At 71.7% G+C, this 25,212-nt stretch carries 18 protein-coding genes; 10 read left to right on the top strand and 8 right to left on the bottom strand.

The features are described 5' to 3' along the window. Positions 1-114: 114 nt before the first annotated feature. Both IE308_RS04230 and IE308_RS04235 read right to left on the bottom strand, forming a co-directional pair. Positions 115-1,377 carry a serine/threonine-protein kinase gene (locus IE308_RS04230; RefSeq protein WP_190216625.1) on the bottom strand — a complete coding sequence of 421 codons (1,263 nt, stop codon included), beginning with the start codon at positions 1,375-1,377 and terminating at the stop codon, positions 115-117. Positions 1,378-1,556: 179 nt separating this feature from the next. Next, on the bottom strand, positions 1,557-2,498 hold the full coding sequence (locus IE308_RS04235; RefSeq protein WP_190216626.1) for a serine/threonine-protein kinase: 942 nt from the start codon (positions 2,496-2,498) through the stop codon (positions 1,557-1,559). 141 nt (positions 2,499-2,639) lie between these two features. Between IE308_RS04235 and IE308_RS04240 the strand changes: the two genes are divergently transcribed. Next, positions 2,640-4,625, top strand: coding sequence for an N-6 DNA methylase (locus IE308_RS04240; protein ID WP_190216627.1), 1,986 nt, complete (start codon positions 2,640-2,642; stop codon positions 4,623-4,625). Between the two features lie 578 nt (positions 4,626-5,203). Here IE308_RS04240 and IE308_RS04245 read toward each other — a convergent pair. From IE308_RS04245 to IE308_RS04265, 5 genes are all read right to left on the bottom strand, one after another. Continuing rightward, the gene (locus IE308_RS04245; protein WP_190216628.1) at positions 5,204-7,663 is read right to left on the bottom strand and encodes an ATP-binding protein; all 2,460 of its coding nucleotides are present in this window, start codon (positions 7,661-7,663) and stop codon (positions 5,204-5,206) included. 163 nt (positions 7,664-7,826) lie between these two features. After that, complete coding sequence (locus IE308_RS04250) at positions 7,827-8,648, bottom strand: intradiol ring-cleavage dioxygenase (RefSeq protein WP_190216629.1); 822 nt, start codon at positions 8,646-8,648, stop codon at positions 7,827-7,829. A gap of 166 nt (positions 8,649-8,814) precedes the next feature. Further along, positions 8,815-9,063 (bottom strand): DUF5133 domain-containing protein, encoded by a 249-nt coding sequence (locus IE308_RS04255; RefSeq protein ID WP_110637318.1) that lies wholly within the window; start codon positions 9,061-9,063, stop codon positions 8,815-8,817. 225 nt (positions 9,064-9,288) lie between these two features. Then, a complete protein-coding gene (locus tag IE308_RS04260) occupies positions 9,289-9,921 on the bottom strand; it encodes a hypothetical protein (RefSeq protein ID WP_190216630.1) in 633 nt (210 codons plus the stop codon). Then, a complete protein-coding gene (locus tag IE308_RS04265; RefSeq protein WP_190216631.1) occupies positions 9,918-10,664 on the bottom strand; it encodes a YqjF family protein in 747 nt (248 codons plus the stop codon). The genes IE308_RS04260 and IE308_RS04265 overlap by 4 nt, the downstream gene beginning before the upstream one ends. Before the next feature lie 272 nt (positions 10,665-10,936). Between IE308_RS04265 and IE308_RS04270 the strand changes: the two genes are divergently transcribed. The 5 genes from IE308_RS04270 (at position 10,937) to katG (ending at position 17,932) form a co-directional block, all read left to right on the top strand. Next, a complete protein-coding gene (locus tag IE308_RS04270; RefSeq protein WP_190216632.1) occupies positions 10,937-12,136 on the top strand; it encodes a hypothetical protein in 1,200 nt (399 codons plus the stop codon). Between the two features lie 11 nt (positions 12,137-12,147). Next, positions 12,148-12,738 carry a hemerythrin domain-containing protein gene (locus IE308_RS04275; RefSeq protein ID WP_190216633.1) on the top strand — a complete coding sequence of 197 codons (591 nt, stop codon included), beginning with the start codon at positions 12,148-12,150 and terminating at the stop codon, positions 12,736-12,738. 99 nt (positions 12,739-12,837) lie between these two features. Next, positions 12,838-13,845, top strand: coding sequence for a LysR family transcriptional regulator (locus IE308_RS04280; protein WP_190216634.1), 1,008 nt, complete (start codon positions 12,838-12,840; stop codon positions 13,843-13,845). Positions 13,846-14,037: 192 nt separating this feature from the next. Continuing rightward, complete coding sequence (locus IE308_RS04285; protein ID WP_190216635.1) at positions 14,038-15,594, top strand: GMC family oxidoreductase; 1,557 nt, start codon at positions 14,038-14,040, stop codon at positions 15,592-15,594. A 145-nt stretch (positions 15,595-15,739) separates the two neighbouring features. Beyond that, positions 15,740-17,932: a catalase/peroxidase HPI gene (katG, locus tag IE308_RS04290; RefSeq protein WP_190216636.1), complete on the top strand. Its 2,193-nt coding sequence runs from the start codon at positions 15,740-15,742 to the stop codon at positions 17,930-17,932. A gap of 15 nt (positions 17,933-17,947) precedes the next feature. On the opposite strand, the gene IE308_RS04295 is transcribed toward katG, so the two are convergent. After that, positions 17,948-19,147 carry a spore photoproduct lyase family protein gene (locus IE308_RS04295; protein WP_190216637.1) on the bottom strand — a complete coding sequence of 400 codons (1,200 nt, stop codon included), beginning with the start codon at positions 19,145-19,147 and terminating at the stop codon, positions 17,948-17,950. A gap of 190 nt (positions 19,148-19,337) precedes the next feature. On the opposite strand from IE308_RS04295, the gene IE308_RS04300 reads away from it, so the two are divergent. The 4 genes from IE308_RS04300 (at position 19,338) to IE308_RS04315 (ending at position 25,179) form a co-directional block, all read left to right on the top strand. Next, on the top strand, positions 19,338-19,766 hold the full coding sequence (locus IE308_RS04300) for a cell envelope biogenesis protein OmpA (protein ID WP_190216638.1): 429 nt from the start codon (positions 19,338-19,340) through the stop codon (positions 19,764-19,766). Between the two features lie 59 nt (positions 19,767-19,825). Further along, positions 19,826-20,299, top strand: a complete 474-nt coding sequence (locus tag IE308_RS04305; protein ID WP_190216639.1) for a hypothetical protein — start codon at positions 19,826-19,828, stop codon at positions 20,297-20,299. A gap of 53 nt (positions 20,300-20,352) precedes the next feature. Further along, positions 20,353-20,499: a hypothetical protein gene (locus IE308_RS04310; protein ID WP_190216640.1), complete on the top strand. Its 147-nt coding sequence runs from the start codon at positions 20,353-20,355 to the stop codon at positions 20,497-20,499. Between the two features lie 405 nt (positions 20,500-20,904). Then, positions 20,905-25,179: a HAMP domain-containing protein gene (locus tag IE308_RS04315; protein ID WP_190216641.1), complete on the top strand. Its 4,275-nt coding sequence runs from the start codon at positions 20,905-20,907 to the stop codon at positions 25,177-25,179. Positions 25,180-25,212: the final 33 nt, after the last annotated feature.

Raw genomic sequence — 25,212 nt, forward strand, 5'->3', positions numbered from 1 at the left:
CCGCCGCCGTCCGTAGACAGTTTCCTGTCTCCCCTCCGAAACGACGTGACCGCAGGCTAACACGACCCGTTACCTGTGAACAGAGATTACAAAACCATGCGCTGAAGGTGCGACTCAGCCCATCCGGCGCAGCCGCTCCAGCAGTGCCCGGCTGCGCCCGAGCCCGGCGTCCCTCACGGGCGAGGTGCGGTCCTCTTCGTCGGCCAGGCGACGCAACAGCTCCTCGGCAGCATGTCGCTCGCCGGTGCGGACCAGGAGGACGGCTATCTCATAGCGAGTCTCCAGCACGGCGGGGTGCCCCGGCCCGAGCAGGCTGCGCTGTTCTGCGAGGACCGATTTGAGATCGTCCAGGGCCTCACGGGTGCGCCCGAGCGCGCCGATGCACAGGGCGGCTCCGGCCCTGGCGGTGAGGGCGCTCGCGCGGTCCAGGCCGCCGACGGCCATCAGCTCGTGGTACTCCTCCAGGGCGCGGGCTGGACGGCCCGCTCGACGCAGGGCCTCGATCTCGGCCAGGCGGGGATGAGTGGGCATCTCCTCCGTGACGGGAGCCGGCCTGGGTACCCACGCGGCGAGCAGCGCGGCCACCTCCGCGGCGGAGGCGGGCCGGTCCTCGGGCTTCTTCTCCAGCAGCCGCTCGACCAGCGTCCGCAAGCCGTCCGGTACATCGGGACGGCGGTCGGCGAGCGGTGGGACGGGCTCGTTGGCGTGCCGGTGGTACAGCATGAAGGGGCTGCCGTCGGTGAAGGGCGGTGCTCCGGTGAGCAGCTCGTACAGGACGCAGCCCAGCGAGTAGAGGTCACTCGCGGGCACGGTCTGGCCGACGGCCTGTTCGGGGGCCATATAGACGACGGTGCCGGGTGTGGCGTTGGAGGCGGTGAAGCGGGTCTCGCCAGGGTGGGGCTCGAGCGCGGCGGCGACTCCGAAGTCGAGGACCTTGATCTCACCGTCCGGAGTGATCATCAAGTTGGACGGCTTGAGGTCGCGGTGCACCACGCCTTGAGCGTGGGCGTAGGACAGCACCTCGGCGGTGCGGCGGGCGACGTCCGCAGCCTGCTCGATGGCGAGCGGGCCGTCGTTCTTGAGGACGGCGTCCAGTGCGCGGCCCGGGACGAGGTCCATGACCAGGTAGAGCTCGCCCTCGTGGTTGCCGTGGTCGTGGACGGCGGGGACACCGGGGTGGCGGAGGCGGCTGGTCAGGCGGGTCTCGCGCAGGAAACGGCGTTCCAGTGTGGTGAGTTCGGCCCCGCGGCCGCGAGGCGCGAGCACCTTGACGGCCACGTCTCGATGGTGGTCGCGGTCGCGGGCCGCCCATACGACGCCCATGCCGCCCCGGCCCAGTTCGTGCGTGAGCTCGTACCGTCCAAGGCTTCGCCGCATCGCGCCCCGTCCCCAGTTCCGGCGCCTACCGCGCCCGCCACCTTCTGACGGCCGGGAACGCACGCCACCCAGCCGACGGGACCATTTTGTCATCGGTCACGGCGCGCCTGCGCCGTGTGTGACCAAAAAGGTGGGAGTTGCAACCACCTCCGCCTCCCCCAGGTCGCGCGGGGAGAGCGTCACAGGGGCAGTGGGCCCTGCGGGACGAGGAAGGGGCGTCGGGGATCCTCGGGCACGGTACGCCTGACGGCCAGCTCAGGGCGCCGGTCCGGCAGGTGCGGTGCGAGGGCCGCATACACCTCTGCCGCCGAGGAGGGACGGTCCTCCGGCCGCTTGGCGAGCAGGGCCGTGATCAGCTCCTGGAGGTCACTGGGCACGTCCACCCCCGCGTCGGCGACGAGGGGCGGTGGTGTGGCGAGATGGTGTGAAGCGAGGAGCGCCGGCTGGTGGGCCGGGAAGGGGGGTGCACCCGTGAGCATGTGGTGCAGCAGGCAGCCCACGGCGTACAGGTCGCTACGGCCGTCGAGCCGGTCGCAGCCGGCCAGGAGCTCGGGAGAGGCACAGAAGAGGTTGCCGACACCCTCGCCGGTCGTCGTGAGTCGCGGATCCGTGTCACTGAGCAGCTTGACCAGCCCGAAGTCCAGGATCTTCACGATCCCGTCGCGCCGGATCATGATGTTCTGCGTCTTCAGGTCACGGTGGACGAGGCCGGCCGCATGGACCGCGGACAGTCCCGCGCAGATCTGCGCGCCGACAGCAGCCGCAGAAGGCACGTCGAACCGCCCGTTGTCGTGCTGGTCGAAAAGGTACTCGAGGGTGGTGCCCTCGATCAGTTCCATCACCAGGCAATAGGTGTCGTCCGTGAGTGACGCGTCGAAAACGGTGGCGACGTTCGCGTGGTTCAGGCGCGCGGCCGCCCTCGTCTCACGGTAGAACCGCGCCAGGGCCGCATCGCGGCCGCCGGCCACGGCCAGCAGCTCGGTGGCGACGGTCTTCACCGCGACGGGCCGGTCGAGGGGCAGGTCGAGCCCCCGCCACACCTGGCCCATCACGCCTCGGCCCAGGACCGACTCCAGCCGATAACGGTCACAGAGCAGCATCCCCGGCACTGGGCTCGGCATTTTTCTTGACCTCCACATTCTCTGCACATCACGGTGGAACGAGGACCCTGTGAACAAAGTCAATAAGCGTAGTAGCCTCTCAGCACTACGGCAGCTGGGACGCCGACCAGCCCAGCCGCCAAGTACCTCGGAGACTGATCGATGAGTAGCCCGGACGTCGTACCCGTCAGCCTGGCCGAAATCGCCCGGATCGCCGGCGTCGGGCGAGCCGCGGTGAGCAACTGGCGTCGCCGCCACGACTCCTTCCCCGCTCGGATCGGGGGTACCGACGTCAGCCCGCAGTTCTCGCTCGCGGAGGTCGAACAGTGGCTGCGAGACAACGGCAAGCTCAAGGACGTCGGTCGCAAGGAGCTTCTCTGGCCACGTTTCGAGGTACTCGGCAGCCGGAACGAGTCAGGTCTGGCCGTGGCCGAGGCCGCCCGCCGGATGCGTTCCCCCAGGGCTCGGACCTCCGATCCGGAACTGTCCGCGCAGGCTCGGGACCTGGTGGCCCAGGCGGCGAGGCTGGGACGGGAAGAGGGGCCGCGCGAGACGTTCGAGTTCTTGCTGCAACGGTGGCTGGAAACCCATGTCCGGCAGCTCAGCACCACGCCACCGCCACTCGCCGCACTGATGATCCGTATCGCCCTCACAGTCCGTCTCGGTTCCAAGGACGGTGGACTGACATTCCTGGATCCGGCCTGCGGCACGGGACACCTGGCCGCCGCGGCTGTGCAGGAGTTCGACGGTACGGGGCTCGAACTGCTTGCGTGCGAGCGAGACAAGGCGCTGGCCGCGCTGGCGTCCGCCCGCCTGGGCTTCGTCGCGGAGAACCGTGACATCCGTACGCGGATTGCCGTGACCGACGCGCTGCGGGAGGATCCCTTCGCGGGCACTCAAGCGGACATCGCGGTGTGCAACCCCCCTTTCAACGAACGGGACTGGGGATACGAGGAGCTCGCCACCGACCAGCGCTGGACCCACGGACTGCCGCCCCGGACCGAGCCCGAGCTGGCCTGGGTGCAGCACCTCCTTGCCCACCTCAAGCCCGGCGGTGCCGCAGTCGTCGTCCTGCCCCCGGCGGTTGCGTCGCGCAAGGCCGGCCGCCGCATCCGTGGGAGCCTGCTGCGTACCGGGGTGCTTCGGGCGGTCGTGTCCCTGCCCCCAGGCAGCGCGCAGCCGCACAGCGTGTCCCTGCAGTTGTGGATCCTCAGAGCGGCGGCGGACAGCCCGACGGCTGCTCCCCCGAGCCAGGACGCCCTCCTGGTGGACGCCACACATTTCGCACGACCGGGAACGCGCGAGCCGAGCCCGGACTGGGATGCTCTGGGTTCGTTCGTCCTCAGCGCGCTGGCGACCCTCGACCATCCCGACAAGGAGCCACCGGAGGGAGCCGTTCGTGTTCCCCTGCTCGACCTTCTGGACGACGAGGTGGATGTCACCCCAGGGCGCTATACCGCGTCCATGTCGGAGCCCAGCCCGAAGGAACTCGCCGCGAGGTGGGGTGAGTTCAGGTCGCTGCTGACCGATCTGGCCGATCAGGCACGGCAGCTGTCCGTTCTCGAGATCGAGGCCGGCTCCCAGCCGGCCATGACGACCCTCGGAGATCTGGTCAAGGCGGGCGCGCTGACGCTGCGCGCCGGCCAGCAGCCCCCGGAAGCGGCGGCACCGACCCGTGGGGCCACGGTGCCGCTTCTCACCGTTGCGGGCCTCCTGCACGACGGCAGGCCTGGCCAGGTCCTGTCGATCGACTCGGCGCACGCCATCGCCGAGGAGGGCGACGTCGTGGTCGCCGGAGTGATCCGGGCCTTCCGAGCCTGGGTCCACCAAGGGCCGCCGATGGCCGTCGGTCCGCAGCTCTACGTCCTGCGGGTGGACTCCGAGAAGCTGGACGCCCACTTCCTCGCCGGTTGTCTGCGGGCGCCGGCCAACGGGCGTCAGGCAGGCACCCACGCCTCCAGTTCGTCCCGGGTCGATATCCGGCGTCTTCAGGTGCTCCAGCTTTCCCTGGAAAAGCAGGTGGCGTATGCGGAGACGTTCCGCCGCCTCAGCGCATTCGAGACACTGCTCACCATGGCTGACGGTCTGGGTAAGGGGCTGGCGGGCGACATGAACGACCGTTTGGCAGCAGGAGGGCTGACCACCTGACGCGTCGCGGTGTCCAGCCACCGATCAATGCTGCAGCGAATGCCGGCGTTGATGCGGTTCCCCCTAGCGAGGTCCGAATCGCCATGCCCTCTTCATATGCAAGGGTATGGGAAGCATGCACCCTGATGAGTCTGATCAGTTCCGCAGACAGCCCCCGCCCTTGAGCGACCGCATCTGATCGCCGCCCGCACGGTCCTCGACGTCGGCGGGGCGCCCCTCCACGGGCGAGCTCTCGAGCCGAGTGCCACGCCTAGCGAGCAGGACGCCGGGGCGGCGCGGGCCCTGCCATTGGTGCAAGTCAGCAAACCGGAAATCATGCGGCCCCATGCTGACCCATTGCTGACCCGAGTCCGATGATCACAATTTCGATCTGGGGGAACACCCAAACGCTAGATCTTGGACTTGAACACGGTGCGCAGCATGTTGAACTTCCGGGAGACTGCGGCTCCCTGCCTGCTTCCTGCAGGTCAAGGGCGGTCTTCACTCTACCGTCGGCACGCACTGGACTCGAAGACTGTGAGCAACATCGCTTCACTCGCACGCAGCCACTCGGACGCTCTTCCCGGTGTTCCGGATGCTCACCGCCGGGCCGTGCACCCGCCCCCGGTCCCCGCTGCCGCCCACAGTGCGATCTGCGTGCGGGAGCGCAGGCCCAGCTTGTCGCGGATCCTGTCCAGGTGCGTGGCGACCGTGTGGACCGAGAGGCCGAGCCTGTCCGCGATCTGCCGGTTGGTCAGCCCTTCGGCGACGAGTCCGGCCACCGTGGACTCCCTTGCGGTGAGCCGGAGCCGCTCGTCGGTGGCGTGGGCATCGCGCCTCGGCCGGTCCTCGTCGCTCCCGGCGCCGAGCGCGTACGCGACCAGCCGCTCCCCGCGCAGCCCACGGGCACCGGCGACGGCGGCCTCCCGCGCCGCGGCCGGCAGCCGTGTCCGGGCACGGGCCGCCGCCTGTTCCATCCTGTGCCGCCAGGGAGCCTCGGGCTGGGTGTCCAGGTGGCGCCGCGCCTGCACGCTCGCCTCGTACAGCCTCAGCGCACGCTGCATGTCCCCGCTCTCCGCCGCCACGAGGGCCAGGCCCTCCACGGGGTACAGGGCGTGGAAGCTGGCCCCGGGAGCGATCCGGAGCACCTCGGAGAACAAGGTCTCCGCGCTGTGCAGACGCCCCAAGGCCAGTCGTATGGCTCCAGCGGTGTGCAGCGCGGCCGCGAGCCGCGGCCATGGCGCTTGTTGTCTCAGCACGGGCAGACACCTCGTCATCAGTTCGTCGGCCTCCACCTCGCCGCCGGACTGAAGCAGCGCCCAGGCCAGGTGATGGGTGCACCAGGCGATGTCCTGCGGGCTGCCGGAGGAGGCGACGGCCTCCAGGCACTCCCTCAGATCCGCGACGGCCTCGGCGAACTCACCGCGGCACAGGCGCGCCGCCGCCCGGGCGTCCAGGGCGTTGGCCAGTCCGGCGGCGTCACCGCGTATCCGTTCGCTCCGCACCGCCTGCTCCCCCAGGCGCAACGCCTCGTCCAGGTCGGCCTGCTGGCAGGCCACGCGGGCGGCGAGCGCCGGCACCTGTCCGCCCAGTGCCCGGCCCGCGGCTCCCCCGAGCAGTCCGCCGAGCAGCGCACGGGCGGCCGACGGCTGCTCCTGCTGGTAGTGCACTCGGGCCAGCTCCAGTGTCAGCCGCGCCGGTACGGCATCGCCGTGGCCGGCGCTGCGGGCCAGTACCGACACGAGAGTGTCCCGTTCCGCCGCGAGCGGGCTGCCGGCCTGGTCGGCGAAGACCTCCCTGCGGCCTCCCTCGGCCAGCTCGGTGAGCCATGCGAGCGCCCGGCTCAGGGTGGCGTGAAGCTCGCCGGATGCCCGCAGGCGGTCGAGGGCGAAGGCTCGGATGGCACTCAACTGTCTGAAGCGTGTGGGCGCCGTCTCTCCCGGCAGACGTACGACGAGCGACTTCGCTTCCAGGGCGCACAGGATGCGGAACACCTGCCGCGGGCCGATGCCGTCACCGGAGCAGACCGCTTGCGCGGCGGTCGCGTCGAACCCGCCGACCAGGACCGACAGGCGCCGGAAGACCGCCTGCTCGGCCGGGTCCAGCAGTCGGTGGCTCCAGTCGACGGCTGCGGCGAACCCGCTGTGGCGTGCGGGTCCGGTTCTGCTTCCCCCGGTCAGAAGGTCCAACTGGCAGAACTGGTCGTCCAGCCCCGCCAGGATGTCGCTCAGCGCGAGCGCACGGACGTGACGGGCCGCGAGTTCGACTGCGAGCGCCAGGCCGTCCAGGCGCCGGCAGATCTCGGCGACCAGATGGCCGTTGCCGGGATGGAGCGCGAACCCCGGGGAGTTGCTCGCGGCCCGGTCGACGAAGAGCCGTACGGCATCGGACTGCATGAGGGCCGTCGCGTCGTCTCCGGCGTGGGCCGGCGGCAGGGACAGCTCGCCGACCCGGAACACGGTCTCTCCGGGCACCCTCAGGGCCTCACGGCTGGTGGCCAGGATCCGCAGTCGGGGGCAGCGGCCCAGCAGGCTCGCCGCCAGCCGGGCGCACGGCTCGGCCAGATGCTCGCAGTTGTCCAGGATCAGCACCCGGGAGGCGTCACCGATCGCTCGGACCAGCACGTCGACGCCGGTCCGGCCCGCTCGTTCGCCCACCCCCAGCGCGGCGGCCACGGACTGCGTCGCCGGCGCGCCGTCCTGGAGGGAGGCGAGTTCCACGAGATCGACCCGTGCGAAGCGCCTCGGTAATGCCTTGGCGAACTCCAGCGCCAGCCGGGTCTTGCCCACACCGCCCGCACCGGTCAGCGTGAGGAGGCGCGAACTCGTAAAGAGGGTACGCAGGGCCGACAGCTCGCTCTGCCTGCCGACGAAGGAGTCGAGCGCCGACGGCAGGGCGTTCCCACCGGCCGTCGCGACTGCGGGCGTGACGCCCGAAGCCGCCCGTCGCCGCAGCGCCCGCTGCCGGCAGGCGCCGGAGCAGTATCGAGCCGGCCGGCCCCCGTGCGGCCTCACGGTCAGCGTCGCACCGCACATGTCACACGTCCGGCTCCGGCTCATGCCCGACTCCTGGCCGCACCGCCCCGGAACGAAACCATCGCCTTCAGCCCCGTGTCTCTGCCAAGTCCGAGCCGGTCGGCTCCGGGAGGAGCAGTACGGCCGGAGTCGCGGGTGCGAGGGCCGACACGGTGGCGGGGCCGGCCACTGCGGGTGTCCGAGTACGTCAGGGTGTGGCGGCGGGGTCGATGCCGAGCACGACGGTTCCGGTCACGCCCTTGCCGAGGTCACTGCCTGCCTGGGTCAGGGTCAGCAGGGTCGCGGACCCGCCGTTGCGGTAGATGCCGTCCCGCGCGTTGAGCGTGCGGGTGGCCGTGTTGTTCCGGTACGGGGAGAGGGCAGCGATCCTGCTGTTGTAGGCCTCCGGGAAGTAGAGCTGGCCCGTATGGGACACGTGGCCACCGTGGTACGTCCCGTTGGACACGGTGCCTCCCGCATGTGTCTTGACGTGGATGTGGAGGGCCCGGCCGACGTACCAGCCGGGGTAGACGGTGGTGAACTCCGCGACACCGGCGGAGTCGGTGAGCTGCACGCCGCGCAGGAAGGTGGTGTCCGGGGTGGAGCCGCCGGCGACATAGCCGGAGTAGACCCCGAGGGCGTCGCAGTGCCAGATGTCGACCGCCGTCCGGGGCAGCGGGGCGCAGGTCGCCGCGTCGACCACCGACACGCGGAGGGTCAGCGGAGCACCCGCCTTCCCCTCCGTGATGTCCTTGCGGACCGTCTCCAGGTCCAGGTAGTACGGCCCCTCGGTCTGCTCGGGCGTCAGGACGCAGGCTGCTGCCTGCTGGGCCGCGGCCCGGTGCTCGGTGTCGGCGGTCGTCTGCGTGTCGGCGGTCGCCTGCGTGGCGGCGAGACCCAGCGCGGCCACGCCGAGGGTGGCGCCGCCCAAGGCGGCTATGACGGACCTGCGGGTGGCGCCTGCGGGAACGTCCGACGGCTGGAGGTCGCGCTGCGGTTCCGCGGAGTTGCTGGGGGGAATGTCAGTCATGGCATGAGCATGGCGCCTGTGACGGCTCAGGGGATCGCACGGACGACCCACGAGGCGACCGCGTGACGAAACCCTCCACCACGAAGGCCGCGCCGTGGGAATCGGTCCCACGGCGCGGCCCCGGGCCGCGGTGCGCAGTGCGCAGTACGCAGTACGCAGTGCGCGTCTACGCCGCCAGCGTCTCGTCCTCCTGGGTGACGGAGCACCGGCGGCCGGCGCGGTAGCGGTCGAGCAGAGCGTCCGCCGCCGCCAGGGCGTCGTCGGCGGTCCGCGCGCCGGTCATCACGCACAGCGTGTAGGTCGCGTCCTCCAGCACACGGCTCGTGTCGCCCGTGGGACGCCGGTCGTGCTCGATTCGCGCCTGGGCGAACCGGGCCAGCGCAGCACGGAGTTCCTTCTCGGCCGGAAGCAGCATGACCATCCCTCTCCCCTGCAAACACCTCGCCCGCCGGCCCTGGACTCCGGTCAGGAGCAGGCCGCAGCGGTGACTCACGCGGCCACCGCTCTGGCGCTGAACAGCGCCGGGCACACGGCTACGGTTGCCCGCACTTCACAGTCGTATACCGGGGACTTTTCGGCCACTCCCGTCGCTTCGTCGATCGTTCCCCTCCGGGCATTCCCCGGCTTCCCACGATCAGAGTCACCCGGGTCCGAGCGCGACCGTCGTCGTGACCCGGGTCAGCGCCGGTTTCCTCGGCACCGAGCCGAAGCCGAAGTGCACGGGTGGGTCGACGGGGGCCGGCGCTCCCAGGTCGGCGCCTTCGTAGGAGGCCGACAGGAGGCGGACCGGGCGCAGGTCGCGGGCGCCGTACCACTCGCGGCGGCCCGCGCCGGCGCTCCCCCGGGTGCGGACTCCGGGCAGCAGCAGGCGGGCCGGCCCGTCCGTGAGCGCGCTCCACGCCGGGCGCCGGGCGAGTGCGGCCGGCACGGCGCGCAGCAGCAGGCCCACCGGTCCGCGCGGTCCGGTGACGAAGCGCAGGTCGAGGGAGCCCGCCGTCACGGTCCAGGTGTCCGCCGCGACGCCGACCCGCACTGGCACGACCTCCACGGTGTCGAAGACGTACGTGGCGCCGATGAAGTCCGCCGTCGCCCGCGTGGGCGCCAGCAGGAGCCGCTCACCGTCGGCCCGCTCCAGCATGACGTCGCTGAACGCGCCGAAAGGTGACCGTTGCCAGTGGCCCAGCACGACGCGGGTTCCGGAGGAGGTGCCCAGGCCGGCGATCCAGCCCTCGAAGCGCAGCCTGCGCCGGCGTGCCGGCCCCTCGATGGTCATGCCGTGGCTGCCTGGGGCAAGGGCCGCGGGGCTCCCAGCCGCACGTGCCTGACCCCTTCCGAGAAGTGCACGACGGGCTCGCCCGAGGGGGCGGGGAGGCCCGCCGAGGTGGTGAGCGTCTCCTCCAGCACCTCGATGCCGGCGTCGGCCAGCGGCCACGGCTCGTGCTCCACGGGCGTCTCCCAGAGCAGGCCGAGCCGACGCGTGTACGCCCGCCAGCGCGAGGTCAGCCACACGTCCCGTTCCGTCGGCCGTTCGACGGGGCCGCCGGGGCGCACGACAAGCCGGTAGGAGGCTCGGCCCGCCCATCTGCGGCCGGAGTAGGCGACGGTCTCCCCCCGCCTGGTTACGCGAAGGGAACCGGGGTGGTACGGCACACCGGCCGCTCGCGCCGCCAGCATCAGCGGGCAGGCGACCTCCAGGGACAGGAACCACAGGCCGTCCCGGCCACCGGGGTGCCGTACATAGGTGCGCAGGTTGGTCTCCGGGAACGTGGGAACGCCGGGCAGCCCGGCCGGTACGCCGGGCGGGCGTACGTCCGCCATCACGAACGGCGTGAGCCCGACCCAGGCCGCGCCCTCGTACGCGTCCACGACCAGCGGTTCGGGCAGCAGCGCCTGCACCGCCTCCACCGGATACGACCAGTGGACGAACGTCTGCGTCAGCCAGCCCGCCCGCAGCGCCGGCAACCGCACCCGCTGCTCCGCACCGTATGCCACCACCCGTCGCGGGTCCCCGCGCATGGCCTGGGGAAACGCACGACCGCACGACCGGAGGAGCCGCCACCGCCCGTGTCCCTACACGCTGCCGTGGCCGGACCGCACGCCGTGCGTCCCCGCGTTCATCCGGACGAGGGACGCATGCGGCCGTCCAGGCGTCTGCGGTCGCGGGTGCCCGCGGATGGCTGAAACCTGGCGGGGGTGCCCCGGTGGCGACATGCGCCGCGGCGTCAGGGGTACTGCGTCGTCCCGTCCCGTCGTCACCTCTCCCCCATCCGTCCCGAGGAGCGTCTTCCGTGACCTTCAATCCCCTGGAGCAGCGGGGCATCCCGCTGGACCGCCAGTTGCGCAACTGGCGTGAGCTGAACGTGCAGCCGATCGACCCCGACCGCTGCGACCCGTACACCCGCTGCCGGATCATCACCATGAACGGCATCGAGGTGGAGGCGATCCTCTTCAGCCACCAGCTCGCCCGCAACACCGTCGACCCCGAGGTGAAGCGGCAGCTCGCGCGGACCCGGTACATCGAGGCGCAGCAGCAGAAGGTGGTCAACTGGCTGCTGCCGGGCGTGTCGTCGGTGCTGGAGACGACCATCGCCTACGAGCAGGTCGCGGTGGACCTGACGGCCTGGGTCGCGCGCATGGAGCCCGACCCGTACCTGAAGCAGGCGTACCAGTTCGGTGTGCTGGAGGACTTCGACCATCTGTACCGGTACGCCAACCTGTACGAGATGATCGAGCACCGCAAGGCGGAGTCGATCGTCGACAACCTCACCGAGGTCATGCCCGGCCGGCCGACCAGGTACCACCACCGCGACGCGTACGACAACGTCCGCGACCCGTACGACAAGACGGCCACGGACCCCCTGTCGAAGCTGCACGCGCTGACGATCATGTCGGCGGAGCAGCAGACCATGAACTTCTACATGAACACCGGCCCCACCTACATGGAGCCCATCGCCCGGCAGCTGTACCAGGAGATCGGGCTGATCGAGGAGGAGCACGTCACGCACTACGAGTCGCTCGTCGACCCGGGTGAGACGTGGTGGGAGCAGCTGGTCAACCACGAGTACAACGAGTGCTACCTGTACTACTCCTTCATGGAGCAGGAGAGCGACCCCAGGGTGAAGTCGATCTGGGAGCTGCACCTGAACATGGAGCTGGAGCACCTGCACACCGCCTGCGACCTGATGCGCCGCCACGACGGCCGCGACCCGCAGGAGGTCCTGGCGCCGGAGCTGCCGAACGTGCTCACCTTCGAGCCGAACAAGCAGTACCTGCGCGAACTGCTGGACACCCAGATGGACCTCACCACCCTCGGCGCCGGCTATGTGCGCGAGGCGCACGAGCGGTTCGAGAAGATGCAGGAGCAGATCCACGGCGGCGAGGCCCCGCCGAGCGACCGGGTCATGACCGAGCACGACGAGATGTTCGGCCGTGAGTACCGCGTCCAGACCGAGGGCGAGCACCCCGACCCCGCCCAGCGCGAGAAGTGAGGGGCCGGCCCATGTCCGATCTGCACACGCCCCAGGCCGGCGACGACCAGCTGCCCGACATCGACGTGGTCGGGCTGCTGATGCGCCAGCACGGCGACATCCGCAACCTCTTCGACGAGGTCGAGCAGAGTGAGGGCGAGGAGCGCCGGGACGCCTTCCGGCGCCTGGTACGGCTGCTCGCCGTGCACGAGACCGCCGAGGAGGAGGTCGTCCACCCGTTCGTCCGCAGCGCGGTCGACGGCGGCGCTCAGATCGTCGAGGAACGCCTGGCGGAGGAGAAGTCCGCGAAGGAGACCCTTTCGGCGCTGGACGACATGGACACCGACGACCCGAAGTTCCTGCCCATGCTGATGCGGCTGCGCACGGACGTGCAGGAGCACGCGCGGGCGGAGGAACGATACGAGTTCTCCCACATCCGCCGCAGCACCGACGTCACCAACCTGGCCGCTATGGCCAAGGCGGTCAAGGCCGCCGAGGCGATGGCCCCCACCCGGCCGCATCCCGGGGTCGAGTCGGCCACCGCCAACGTGGCCCTCGGGCCGGTGGCCGCGCTCATGGACCGGACGAAGGACGCCGTCCGCAAGGCCATGGGCAGCGGCTGACACGGCTCGCCGCCGGGCCGCCCGGCCCCAGTCCGCCGGACCGCTGGACCGCCGGACCGCCGGACCGGCATCGGAAAGTCGTCGCATAAGGTCAACGGCATGGACCTCGACCTCGCCCTGGTCCGCGCCTTCGTCGCGACCGCCGGGACCCTGCACTTCGGGCGGGCCGCCGAAGAGCTGGGCACCAGTCAGCAGGCGCTGTCCAAGCGCGTCGCGCGGCTGGAGGAGGCGCTGGGCGTGCGGCTGTTCGAGCGCCGGGGCGGCGTCCGGCTGAGCGGGGCGGGCGAGCGGTTCCTGCCGGCCGCGCGCGAGGCGCTGGCGGCGGGCGAGCGCGCGGTCGCGTCGGTGACCGGCGCGGGCCCGGTCGTACGGATCGACACGTGGGGTCATCTGTACGCGCCGATGCGCACGGTCGCCGAGGCGGTGCAGGCACTGGGCCGTGTCGGGGAGGTCCCGTCCGCTGGCCGACGCGGCCCGGGCGCGGTGCGGTGGGAGCCGGCGCCCGGGCGGGACTGGCCTTCCGTCGCGCAGGCGCTGCTGCGCGGCGACACGGATCTGGGGTTCGGCCGGGTGCACCCGCTGCCCGACGGCCGGGACGCGGGGCTCACGCAGCGGCTGGTGCGGCTGGAACCCGTCGACGTGGTGGTGGGCCCGTCCCACCCGCTGGCCGGTGCCGAGGCGCTGCGGCCCGCCGGCCTTCGCGGCAGCGTGCTGTGGTGCCCGGCCGAACTGAACCGCCTGGACTTCCTGCGCCGTTTCGCCGACGAGTTCGGGATCGCGCGGCGGCACGACGGTCCCAACCTGGGTCTGGACCACCTCGTCCGGCATCTGCGCACGGACCGCGAGGGCTTCACCCTCTTCCCGGCCGACGCGCCGCTCCCGGACCACACGGAGGTGCGCCGCGTGCCGCTGGTCGGGCCGACACCGCTGTACGCCTGGTCCCTGACCTGGCGGGAGTCCTCCCGTCACCCCCTGCTCGACACGCTGCTGCGCGGCTTCACCGAGACCGGCCGCGCCCGGCGCTGGCTGGAGTACGACCCGCGGCGAGACTGGCTCCCCGACAGCGACCGTCCGATGCTCGCGGTGGACCGGACGCCGGCCCGGTAGCGGTCCCACGCCGGTGGCCGGACCGGAGCGGCCTGCCGGTTCCGGCTCCGGGTTGGCCGAGTATCCCGTCGACCTCGCGGACGTCCGCACGGCACCGTGGCAGCGGTGGGCGCCGGCCGGTCGGCAGCACTTCCCCGTCCGCGCCCGCGGTTCCGCACAGGGCAAGTGCCGTTCGGTCAGAGGGAGATGGGCATGTCCACGTACGACTACGTCATCGTCGGCGCCGGATCGGCGGGGTGTGTCCTCGCGGCACGTCTCTCCGAGGACCCGGAGGTGCGGGTGGCGCTGATCGAGGCGGGCGGTCCCGACACCGCGCAGGAGATCCATGTCCCGGCCGCCTTCCCGCAGCTGTTCAAGTCGGCCCTGGACTGGGACCTGGACAGCGAGCCGGAGCCGGGCATCGGCAACCGGCGGGCCTATCTGCCGCGCGGCAGGGTGTTCGGCGGGTGCAGCTCGATCAACGCCATGATCTACATCCGGGGCAACCGGGCCGACTACGACGGCTGGGCGGCGGCCGGCGCCGACGGCTGGTCGTACGACGAGGTCCTGCCGTACTTCAAGAGGTCCGAGGGCAACGAGCGCGGCGAGGACGAGTTCCACGGCGCGGACGGGCCGCTGACCGTCAGCGACGGCCGCTCCGAGCACCCGCTCGCCTCGGCGTTCGTACAGGCCGCCGTGCAGGCCGGGCACAAGGCGAACGACGACTTCAACGGGGCCACGCAGTTCGGTGTCGGCCGCTACCAGCTCACCCAGCGCGGCGGTCTGCGCTGCAGCGCCGCCGTCGCCTACCTGCACCCCGCGCTGGAGCGGCCGAACCTGACCGTGCTGTCCTTTGCCCTCGCCCGCCGCGTGGTGATCGAGGGAGGCCGGGCCACCGGTGTGGAGGTGGAGCGGGGCGGCGCCGTGGAGGTGGTGCGCGCCGAGCGCGAGGTGATCCTGTCGGCGGGCGCGTACGAGTCGCCGAAGCTGCTGATGCTGTCCGGGATCGGGCCGGCCGCCACGCTGTCCGCGTTCGGCATCGACGTCGTCCGCGACCTGCCCGTCGGCGAGGGTCTGCAGGACCACTACATGACGCTGCTGAACTTCCGCACCGACGTGGAGTCGCTGCTCACGGCGGCGACGCCGGAGAACGCCGCGCTGCTGCAGAACGAGGGCCGCGGCCACCTCACCTCCAACATCGGCGAGACCGGCGGCTTCTTCCGCAGCCGCGACGACCTGACCGCCCCGGACCTGCAGTTCCACGCCGCTCCCGTGCTCTTCCACCAGGAGGGCCTCGGCGCGGCCGCCGAGCACGGCTTCTCCTTCGGGCCGTGCGTGCTCGCCCCGGCCGGCCGCGGCGCGGTCACCCTGCGCTCCCCGCGGCCCGACGCCGCGCCCCGGATCACGCACAACTACCTGGTGGCGCCCGAGGACCAGGAGGTCATCGTCGCCGGTCTGCGCATCGCCCTGGAGATCGCGGCGCAGCCGGCGGTGACCGACCTCGCGACGGGGCCGTACCTGGTGCCGGAGTCGGACACGGACGCGGACCTGCTCGCCTGGGCGCGGCGCCACGGGCAGACGCTGTACCACCCCACGTCGACCTGTGCCATCGGTTCGGTCGTCGATCCGGAGCTGCGCGTGTACGACGTGCCGGGGCTGCGCGTGGTGGACGCCTCCGTCTTCCCGACGGTGCCGCGCGGCAACACGAACGCGCCGACCGTCATGGCCGCGGAGAAGGCGGCCGACCTGATCACGGGGGCCGGGCGCTGACGCGTACCGCGCCGGCGGCCTGCCGCGCCCGGGTCGTCGGCCGTCCTCTGCGTGTTTGCTAGAGGTGCGGTCCGCGGTGAGCGACCATAGGGTCGCGGAACACTGCAAAGCCGATGAAACACCGCGAACAGGAAGAAGGACGGGCATGTCCGGCAGCGAAAGCGAGAATCCAGCAATCCCTTCGCCGACGCCCACACCGACGCGGCGGCCCAGGACGAACCGGGACTGGTGGCCGAACCAACTGGACCTCCAGGTCCTCCACCAGCACTCACCCCTGTCCGACCCGTTGGGCGAGGACTTCGACTACGCGAAGGAGTTCGCGTCCCTCGACGTCGAGGCGCTGAAGCGGGACGTCTTCGAGGTGATGACGTCCTCCCAGGACTGGTGGCCCGCCGACTACGGCCACTACGGGCCGCTCTTCATCCGGATGAGCTGGCACGCCGCGGGCACGTACCGCATCGCGGACGGCCGTGGCGGTGGCGGCAGCGGCGCGCAGCGCTTCGCCCCGCTCAACAGCTGGCCGGACAACGCGAGCCTGGACAAGGCGCGCCGGCTGCTCTGGCCGGTCAAGCAGAAGTACGGCCGGAAGATCTCCTGGGCGGACCTCCTGGTCTTCGCCGGGAACTGCGCCATGGAGTCCATGGGGTTCGAGACGTTCGGCTTCGGATTCGGGCGGGAGGACATCTGGGAACCCGAGGAGATCTTCTGGGGCCCCGAGGACACCTGGCTCGGGGACGAGCGCTACAGCGGCGACCGGGAACTGACCGGTCCCTTCGCCGCCGTCCAGATGGGGCTGATCTACGTCAATCCGGAGGGGCCCAACGGCAACCCGGACCCGACGGCCGCCGCCCGGGACATCCGGGAGACGTTCGGGCGCATGGCGATGAACGACGAGGAGACGGTCGCGCTCATCGTCGGCGGCCACACCTTCGGCAAGTGCCACGGCGCGGTGGACCCCAGCTACATCGGCCCCGAGCCCGAGGCCGCCCCCATCGAGCAGCAGGGCCTCGGCTGGCGGAACACGTACGGCAGCGGCAAGGGCCCCGACGCCCTCACCAGCGGTCTGGAGGGCGCCTGGACGACCGCGCCGACCACCTGGGACAACGGCTACCTGGACAACCTGTACGGCTACGAGTGGGAGCTGACCCGCAGTCCCGCCGGTGCCCACCAGTGGACGCCGACGGATCCCGCGGCCCGGGACACCGTCCCCGACGCCCACGACCCGTCGAAGCGGCACGCCCCGATGATGCTGACGACGGACCTCGCGCTGAAGGTGGACCCGGTCTACGGGCCGATCACCAAGAGGTTCCACGAGCACCCCGAGGAACTCGCGCTGGCGTTCGCCAAGGCCTGGTACAAGCTGCTGCACCGCGACATGGGGCCCGTCTCGCGCTATCTCGGCCCGTGGGTGCCCGAGCCGCAGCTGTGGCAGGACCCCGTCCCCGCCGTCGACCACGACCTGGTCGGCGCCGAGGACATCGCCGACCTGAAGTCCCGGATCCTCGCCACGGGCCTGTCGGTCCCCCAGCTGGTCACCACGGCCTGGGCGTCGGCGTCCAGCTTCCGCGGCACCGACAAGCGGGGCGGGGCGAACGGGGCGCGCATCCGGCTCGCGCCGCAGAAGGACTGGGAGCTCAACAACCTCCCCGAGGTGACCGAGGTCCTGCGCGCGCTCGAACAGATCCAGCAGGACTTCAACGCCTCGCAGACCGGCGGCACCCGGATCTCCCTCGCCGACCTGATCGTCCTCGGCGGGTGCGCGGCCGTCGAGCGGGCCGCGAGGAACGCCGGGTACGACATCACGGTCCCGTTCGCGCCGGGGCGTACGGACGCCTCGCAGGAGCAGACCGACGCGGAGACGTTCGCCGTGCTGGAGCCCAAGGCCGACGCCTTCCGCAACCACCTTCCGGCGGGCGAGAAGCTGTCGCCGGAGACCCTGATGCTGGACCGCGCCAACCTGCTGACGCTGACCGCGCCGGAGATGACGGTGCTGATCGGCGGCATGCGGGTGCTGAACACCGGCTTCAAGGGGTCCCCGCACGGCCTCCTAACCCACCGGCCGGAGAGCCTGACCACCAATTTCTTCGTCAACCTGCTCGACATGGGCACGGAGTGGAAGGCGTCGGCCACGGACGAGAACGTGTTCGAGGGCCGGGACCGCGCCACCGGCGAGGTCAAGTGGACCGCCACCGCCGTCGACCTGGTCTTCGGCGCGCACGCCCAGCTCCGCGCCCTGTCCGAGGTCTACGCGTGCCGGGACGCGGGAGAGAAGTTCGTCCGTGACTTCGTCGCCGCGTGGAACAAGGTGATGAACCTCGACCGGTTCGATCTCGCCTGACCGGCGCCGGCCGGCTCAGAAGGCGTACCGGATCCGCAGCCAGGGGGCCCGCGCGGCGATCAGCCCGCGCAGGTCGTGCAGGGCCTCGGCCTTGACCTGGTTGCGGTACCGGACGTTCAGGGCGCCGTTCTCGGAGCGCTTGGACTGCTGCAGGGCGGGCCGCCACAGCGCGTCCTCGGCCTTGGGGTGCCAGCCGAGGTTGACCTCGTGCAGGTCGCGGTTGTGCGTGAGCATGATCACTTCGGCGGCGGCCTGCTCCTTGACCCGCGCCGGGAGTACGTCGTCCAGGTGCTCCAGCAGCTCGCCCCAGGCCGCCTGCCAGCCCGGCCGCAGGACGACCGGGGAAAGGTTGAAGTGGACCTCGTAGCCGGCGTCGACGAAGTCCGCGGCGGCCGCGACGCGTTCCGCGACCGGGGAGGTGCGCACGTCGAGCAGGCGCGAGTCGTCCGCCGGCATGACGGAGAACCGGATCCGCGTCCGTCCGCGGGGGTCGTACGCCAGCAGGTCCGGATTGACGAACTTCGTCGCGAAGGACGCCTTGGCGGTCGGCCACTGCCGGAAGGCGTGCACGAGATCCGCGGTGTTGTCGCAGATCAGCGCGTCCACGGAACAGTCGCCGTTCTCGCCGATGTCGTACACCCAGGCCGTGTCGTCGCACTGGTTCGGCGCGGGCTTGCGGCCCTGGCGGGCGATGTGGCGGCCCAGGTGGGCGATGATCGCGTCGATGTTGGTGAAGACGGTGACGGGGTTGGCGTAGCCCTTGCGGCGCGGTACGTAGCAGTAGGCGCAGGCCATCGCGCAGCCGTTGGACGGGCCGGGCGCGATCCAGTCGGCGGACCGGCCGTTGGGGCGGGTGGTGAGCGTCTTGCGCTCGCCGAGGACCAGCGTCTCGCCCTTGACCCGGACCCAGCGCTCCACGTTGCCCTCGTTGCCGTGCAGGCCGGGGATGTTCCAGTGGGAGTCCACCTCGATCAGCCGGGCCCGCGGGAACCGCTCCCGGATCTGCCGGCCGCGCGGGGACGCGGCGGCCGCCGGTTCCGCGTAGATCTCCCGCACGGGCAGCAGACGGCGGGCCGTGTCGCCGGTGCGGAAGGCCGGACCGGCCGAGGGCTCCGCGAGGGCACCGGTCGCCGGTGCGCCCGGTGCGCCGAGGGCTTCCAGGCCGAAGAGTGTGGCGGCTCCGTCGTCGTCCGACGGGCCGGCCGGGTGGGGCATCGGGGGCTCCGGGGTGCGAAAGGACAGGACCGTCCAGTCTACGGCGAGGGCTCGCGGGGCGGCCGGGCTGCGGTTTCCCGGCGCGCCGGTGTGCGGTCGCGTTGTCAGTGCCGTACTGCATGATCGGAGAACTGATCGACATCGTCGGAGCTGGGTAGGCGCTTGGGGTCGTCCAGCTCAAGGAGGCCCTGTGCAGCCCGTCCCCGAACCGGTCCTGTCCCGCGGCACGGAGCGCGACGCGGAGCGCCCGCGCACGGCACCGGCGCGGATCCTGCCGTACCGGCGGCGGTCCGTCGCGCCCCTCCGCCCCGCCGGCGCCGACCTGCTGCGGATCATGGCCGATCCCGCGACCCCCGTCTTCCTCACGGTGCACGCCGGGGGCCGCAGGAGATACGGCTACTGGCGTCCGCTCGACGGCCGGGACGGCACGGGCAGCTGCTATGTGGCCCTGCCCACCGACGAGTGCGACGCGCTGCACGGATCCGGCCGGATCGTGCTGGGTGATCCCCTGGTGGACCCCGCCAAGACGACGTACCGGGTCCGCGCGGTGGGCACACCGGCCGGCGCGGCCCGCACCGCCCGCGCCGACCGGCCGGGAGCGCGTGCGCGGACGGCGTGAGGGCGGCCCCGCCGGCCCGTGCGGGTTTGTGAAGCCGTTGACCGGCAAGCCGGAATTCCATGAGTGAAGCGAACAAGGGAACGGATCAGAAGAACGGCACGGCGAAGCGTACGACCGCTTCCCGGACCCGATCGGCCGCCGGCAAGGCGACCCGTCAGGCGGAGCGCACCGCCCGGCAGTCGGCGGACGGCGCCGCCAAGGGCGGGTCCGCGGTGGCGGACGGAGCCTCGAAGGCGAAGTCCGCGGCAGCGGCCGGCGCCGCGGACGCGGCCCGGAAGACCGCCGGAGCGGCCGAGGCGGCGACCCGGAAGCTGGAGGCGGGCCGCAAGGCCGCCGCCGCGGCCACCGGACAGGTCACCGTCGCGGCCAGGACCGCCTGGACGGCCCTGGCCCACCGCAAGCTCCTCGCGATGGGCGTCGGCGCCGGGGCGACCGCCCTGACCGCCGCGTCCTACGCCGCGGGCCGCCGCTCGGGCCGCGCCGCGCAGGGCTTCCAGGGGCCGCTGACCCGGCTCACGGGCGGCCGCATCTGAGCACCGTGTTCCAGCCGTATCGATCCGTAGCCGAGCAGCACGGAAGGAGCGCCATGCCCGGTGTCGTGGAACGACTCAAGCAGTTCGCGCGGAGCCCTCAGGGACAGCGCACGATCGCCCAGGTACGCCGTCAGGCGGCCGACCCCCGCCGGCGCGCCCAGGCCGGCCGGCTCCTCAGCCGGCTGCGTTCGCGCCGCTGACGTCCGCGAGTCCCCGGGAGACGCGTGGCGCCGTCCGGCCTCCGCCCGTCTCCCGGGCGCGGGAAACTCACCGCGCCCCCCTCAGTTCACCCGTACAGGCAGACCGCGTGCCGGCGGTCGCGGCTCCCGCCACACCCCCCGCGGCGGGCTGTGGCGACGATGAGCGCAACCGGCTCAGGTACCCCCGTTGTGGCCGGTCATGCACAAGATGGCGGGTATATATCTCTCCCTTCCGGATCGGCCCCCACGCTTTGGTCCGGGCCTGCGGATCGCGTTAGCCTTCGGCGTATTTCTCACCCGATGATCCGTGAGAATCGGGTACGGGGCAGCCGGTCACCGACCGGTTCCCGGGGGGTCTGGGTCTCCGGTCGTCGGGGGCTCCTGGGGAGCGGAACGAGGAAGCGCATGGCCAGCAAGAACAGCGCGGTCGTCGAGACGGTGCCGGGCGACGAGGAGTTGCGCCGGCTGCTGGACGGTCTGACCGCCGTACGGGACGGTGACTTCGGCACCCGGCTGCCCGACGACGGCGACGGCCTCATGGGCGACATCGCCAAGGTCTTCAACGGCATGGTGGACCAGCTCTCCGTGTTCACCTCCGAGGTCACCCGGGTGGCCCGCGAGGTCGGCACCGAGGGGACGCTCGGCGGCCAGGCGCAGGTGCCCGGCGTCTCGGGCACCTGGGCGGACCTCACGGACTCCGTCAACGCCATGGCCGGCAACCTGACGACCCAGGTCCGCGACATCGCCCAGGTGGCGACCGCGGTGGCCAAGGGCGACCTCTCCCAGAAGATCGACGTGCCCGCCCGGGGCGAGATCCTCCAGCTGAAGGAGACCGTCAACACGATGGTCGACCAGCTGTCCGCGTTCGCCGACGAGGTGACCCGGGTCGCCCGCGAGGTGGGCAGCGAGGGCCGCCTCGGCGGTCAGGCCAAGGTGCCCGGCGTCGCGGGCGTCTGGCGCGATCTGACCGACTCGGTCAACCTGATGGCGGGCAACCTGACCTCCCAGGTGCGCAACGTCGCCCAGGTGACGACCGCGGTGGCCAAGGGCGACCTCTCCCAGAAGATCACCGTGGACGCCCGCGGCGAGATCCTGGAGCTGAAGAACACCATCAACACGATGGTCGACCAGCTCTCCGCGTTCGCCGACGAGGTCACCCGCGTCGCCCGCGAGGTCGGCACCGAGGGCCGCCTCGGCGGCCAGGCGGACGTGAAGGGGGTCCGGGGCACCTGGCGGGACCTCACCGACTCCGTGAACTTCATGGCGGGCAACCTGACCTCCCAGGTCCGCAACGTCGCCCAGGTGGCCACGGCGGTGGCCGAGGGCGACCTCTCCCAGAAGATCACCGTGGACGCCCGCGGCGAGATCCTGGAGCTGAAGAACACCATCAACACGATGGTCGACCAGCTGTCCGCGTTCGCCGACGAGGTCACCCGCGTCGCCCGCGAGGTGGGTACCGAGGGCCGCCTCGGCGGTCAGGCGCACGTCCGGGGCGTGTCGGGCACCTGGAAGGACCTCACCGACAACGTCAACGTGATGGCGTCCAACCTGACCAGCCAGGTCCGCTCCATCGCCCAGGTGGCGACGGCCGTGGCGCGCGGCGACCTGTCGCAGAAGATCACCGTCGAGGCCAAGGGCGAGGTCGCCGCGCTGGCGGACGCGATCAACACCATGGTGGACACCCTCTCCGCGTTCGCGGACGAGGTGACCCGCGTGGCCCGCGAGGTCGGCACCGAGGGCCGCCTCGGCGGCCAGGCCCAGGTGCCCAATGTGGCGGGCACCTGGAAGGACCTCACCGACAACGTCAACTCGATGGCCAACAACCTCACCGGCCAGGTGCGCAACATCGCCCTGGTCACCACGGCGGTGGCCCGGGGCGACCTGTCGAAGAAGATCGACGTCGACGCGCGCGGGGAGATCCTGGAGCTGAAGACGACCATCAACACGATGGTCGACCAGCTCTCCGCGTTCGCCGACGAGGTCACCCGCGTCGCCCGCGAGGTCGGCACCGAGGGCCGCCTCGGCGGCCAGGCCGAGGTCGAGGGCGTCTCCGGCACGTGGAAGCGGCTCACCGAGAACGTGAACGAGCTGGCCGGGAACCTGACCCGGCAGGTCCGTGCGATCGCCGAGGTGGCCAGCGCCGTCGCCGAGGGCGACCTGACCCGGTCGATCAACGTGGAGGCCTCCGGCGAGGTCGCCGAACTCAAGGACAACATCAACTCCATGGTGGAGTCCCTGCGCGAGACCACCCGGGCCAACCAGGAGCAGGACTGGCTGAAGACCAACCTGGCCCGGATCGCCGGCCTGATGCAGGGCCACCGCGACCTGCCCGTCGTCGCCGAACTCATCATGGACGAGCTGGTGCCGCTCGTCTCCGCCCAGTACGGCGCGTTCTACCTCATGGAGGACGGCGAGCAGGGCGCCGAGCTGCGGCTCGTCGGCTCCTACGGCCGTCCCGCGGACGACCCGCGGCCCGACCCCATCCCGGTCGGCCGCTCGCTGGTCGGCCAGGCCGCCCGCAGCCGCCGTACCATCGCGGTCGACCAGCTGCCGGCCGACTACGTGACGATCTCCTCCGGGCTCGGCCACACCGTCCCGACGACGCTGCTCCTGCTGCCGATCCTCTTCGAGGACCAGGTCCTCGGCGTCATCGAGCTGGCCTCCATCACCCCCTTCACGCCGATCCACCAGGACCTGCTGGAGCAGCTGCGGGAGACCATCGGCGTCAACGTCAACACCATCGTGGCCAACGCCCGCACCGACGAGCTGCTCGGCGAGTCGCAGCGGCTCACCGCCGAACTCCAGGTGCGCTCCGCGGAGCTGCAGGCCCAGCAGGAGGAACTGCAGCGTTCCAACGCGGAACTGGAGGAGAAGGCCTCCCTGCTCGCGGCGCAGAACCGCGACATCGAGGCGAAGAACCTGCAGATCGAGCAGGCCCGGCAGGAACTGGAGGCACGCGCCCAGCAGCTGGCGCTGGCGTCCAAGTACAAGTCCGAGTTCCTGGCCAACATGAGCCACGAGCTGCGCACCCCGCTCAACAGCCTGCTCATCCTGGCCCAGCTGCTGGCCCAGAACCCGCAGCGCAACCTCACCCAGAAGCAGGTCGAGTACGCGGGCATCATCCACTCGGCCGGCTCCGACCTCCTGCAGCTCATCAACGACATCCTCGACCTGTCGAAGGTCGAGGCCGGGAAGATGGACGTCACCCCGGAGCGGGTGCCGCTGCGCCGCCTCATCGACTATGTGGAGGCCACCTTCCGGCCGATGACGACGCAGAAGGGCCTCGACTTCGCCGTCACCACGGCGGCCGGCGCGCCCCGGGACCTGCTCACCGACGACTCCCGGCTGCGGCAGGTGCTGCGCAACCTGCTGTCCAACGCGGTGAAGTTCACCGAGCAGGGCAAGGTCGAGCTGCTCATCGAGCCGGCCGCCGACGAGGAGGTGCCCGCCGCCGTGGTCAAGGGCGGCTCGGTCGTCGCCTTCCGCGTGAAGGACACCGGCATCGGCATCCAGGAGCAGCAGCTGGAGGCCATCTTCGGCGCCTTCCAGCAGGCCGACGGCACCACCAGCCGCAAGTACGGCGGTACGGGCCTCGGGCTGTCCATCACCCGTGAGATCGCCCATCTGCTCGGCGGCGCGGTCACCGTGGACAGCGCGCCCGGCCGGGGCAGCACCTTCACGCTGTACCTGCCGGTGGCCCGGCCCGACTTCGAGACGCCGGTCGGCCGGCTGCCGGAGCAGCAGGCCGAGCCGGCGGTCGAGGCGCATGCCGTCGAGGCGCCCGCGGCGCTGCCCGCGCCGGCGGAGCGCACCGGGCGCCCGCGCCGGCTGCTCGTGGTGGAGGAGCGGCCGCGCGGCCTGCTGACGCTCGTCGCCGAGAGCGTCGTCGCCGACGTGGCGCGCCACCGCGAGGAGGACGTCCTGCCCTGGCCCGACGTGGAGCTGATCACCGCGGTCAGCGCCCAGGAGGCGGCCGGTGCGCTGGCCGCCGAGTCCTGCCACTGCGTGGTCCTCGACCTCGACCTGCCGGACGGAGAGGCGGCCCAGTTCCTGCGGGCGCTGGGCGGTGACTCCGCGCTGGCCGACGTACCGGTGCTGGTGCACAGCAGCCTGCGTCCGGACGCCGCCCGGGAGGAGTCGCTGCGTGCCCGGGCGGACCACGCCGCCGTCGAGTTCGTCGCCGGCCTGGACGAGCTGCGCGAGCGCATCGCGCTGCACCTGTCGGCCGAGGAGCCCGGCGAGGTCCTGTCGCTGGCCCGGACGGAGGAGCCGCAGCAGCTCACGTCGCATGTCGTGGACACCTCCCTGGCCGGGCGGACCGTCCTCGTGGTGGACGACGACGCCCGCAACCTCTTCGCCCTCAGCGGCATCCTGGAGCTGTACGGGCTGCGCGTGCTGCACGCCGAGGACGGCCGCAAGGGCATCGACACCCTGCTCGCCAATTCGGACGTCTCGCTGGTGCTGATGGACGTGATGATGCCGGAGATGGACGGCTACACCGCCACCGCCGAGATCAGAAAGATGCCGCAGTACGCCGACCTGCCGGTCGTCGCCGTCACCGCCAAGGCGATGCCCGGGGACCGGGAGAAGTCCCTGGCGTCGGGGGCGAACGACTACGTCACCAAGCCCGTCGACACCCAGGAACTGCTCGCCTGCCTGCGCCGCTGGCTGGCCCCGTGAGCGGGCCGTACGCCGTCCCCGCCGCCCGCGGGG

Source organism: Streptomyces griseosporeus, assembly GCF_014656055.1.
Lineage (GTDB): Bacteria > Actinomycetota > Actinomycetes > Streptomycetales > Streptomycetaceae > Streptomyces > Streptomyces griseosporeus.